This is a genomic window from Trueperaceae bacterium, assembly GCA_019454765.1.
GTDB lineage: Bacteria > Deinococcota > Deinococci > Deinococcales > Trueperaceae > JAAYYF01.
Genome location: JACFNR010000091.1, coordinates 1 through 1,848 on the forward strand (window position 1 = coordinate 1; position 1,848 = coordinate 1,848).

General features: G+C 69.3%; 2 protein-coding genes. Both read right to left on the bottom strand.

All coding sequences use genetic code 11. The features are described 5' to 3' along the window. Positions 1-230: hypothetical protein (locus H3C53_13380; protein MBW7917659.1), on the bottom strand; the 230-nt coding region annotated here is incomplete at its 3' end. A 220-nt stretch (positions 231-450) separates the two neighbouring features. Beyond that, positions 451-1,848 (bottom strand): UvrD-helicase domain-containing protein (locus H3C53_13385; protein ID MBW7917660.1); only part of this gene is annotated, 1,398 nt, incomplete at its 5' end.

The window sequence follows — 1,848 nt, forward strand, 5'->3', positions numbered from 1 at the left end:
CCTAGGTCCGACGCCATGACGCTGCGAGCCGCGGGGCTGAGCAGGTTCTCTGTTGGCACGAGCCCCACGCAGTCGGCGCGGTAGGTGGACTGGCGCGCCACGGCGGTGAGCACGCGGTCGAGCGCCGCGTGGGACCCCGCTCCTGGGGCCTGCTGCACCCCTGGGTCGGCCTGGGAGGTGGCCCGGATCCGCTCGTTCGTCAGGGTGGGTGGACTGACGGTATCGGTCATCGGATGGCCGCTATGGCGTGGAATCGTGCGGGGGACGCGGGTCGGGGCATGATGTCTCCAGGCGATCTTGCAGGGATGCTTTCGAAACGAAAGCATCGGGCCGGTAAAGCGACCCGATTAGGGAGGATATCACAAGGAAACCGGGTAGGCGGCTTATGAAGCGAAAGATCGTCGTTTCAGGGCATGAAGCACAGCGCCGTGGGGCGCCGCAAGCGGGTGTTCAGTCGAGGTCGGCGAGGAACTCGGACCCGGGCTTCACGCCCGACACGGCCAGCGCATCGCGCGCGCGGGTGATGGCCACGTACAAGAGGTGCCGTTCCGTCTCGTGGATCTCCTGCAGGTTCACCATGTCCGCGGCCTGGGCGAGCCTCTCGCTCGATGGGATCACGTCCTCATCGCAGGCCATGACGGCGACGGACCGGAACTCCAGGCCCTTGGCCAGGTGCATGGTCGCTATCACGAGGCGGTCTTCGGACGCGGTCGAGGCGCTGGACCCCAGCACGCGGGCCGGGATGCCAGCCTCGGCGGCGGCGGCCGCGGCCCGTCCCAGCTCAGCCTCGGAACGCACGAAGATCGCCATCTCATTGGGCGACACGCCCTTCTCGGCCTGGGCGCCCAGCCACTTCGCGACCGCCGCCCGCTCCTGCGCCTCGGTCTCGTGGACCTCGACGGTGGGTTCGGGGCCATCGAAGACGCTGATCGTGCCGCGGCGCTCCTGCGTCTCGCCGTCGGCGTCGTCGGTGCGCTCGTCGAGGAGCCGGTCGGCGGCGGTGCGGATCTGGTGTGAGGTGCGGTAGTTGACCTTCAGGGTGCGCGAGCGACCGCGGATGTCGACGCCGACGGCTAGCCAGGAGAACGGCTGCCTGAAGATGCGCTGGCCCAGGTCGCCGGTGAAGAAGAGGCCGTTGGGCCTGTCGCCGACGAGCCGCGACAGGAAGAGCAGCTGCGCCGCGCTGGCGTCTTGCGCCTCGTCGAGGACGACGTGGTCGTAGGGCGGGGCAGCTCCCTCATCTCGAGCGAGGCGACCGTACACGCCGGCCTCCGTCGTGGCTCCGCGTCCGTCCAGGGTCTTCCAGACGAGTTCGAAGACGCTCCAGGCCGCGCGTCTGGCGCTCTCGGGCAGCCTCACCTTGCGGCCGATGCGAGGCACGCTCCTGTACGCCTCCCAGTCGCGGAGCTGCCAGGCGTCCACCACGTGTTCCCATTCGCTGAGGAGGAAGGGGAGGGAGAAGGCTGCTCCCACCTCGTTGGCCGCCGCCTCGATCACCCGTTCGAGTTCCGTTTCGGTGACGAGCTTCGCCGCTTCACCGAACCTGGCCCTGTGCAGCCGCTGGGCGAGCCCGACGAGGGTGGCCACGTCGATACGTTCCCGCACGCGGGGTCTGACCCGGGTAAGCACGCTCAGCTTCTCCTCCAGGTGCGAGGTGAGCTGGTCGGAGAAGGTGGCGAGCAGGACGCGCGCGTGAGGGTTCGCCTCGGCTAGGTGGACCGCACGGTGGATGGCCACGACGGTCTTGCCGGTGCCGGCGGAGCCGGAGACGCGGGCGGGGCCGCCGAAGTCGCGCGTGACCAGTTCCTCTTGGGTCGGGTGGAGGAAGACGGACCACTGTTCCCACGG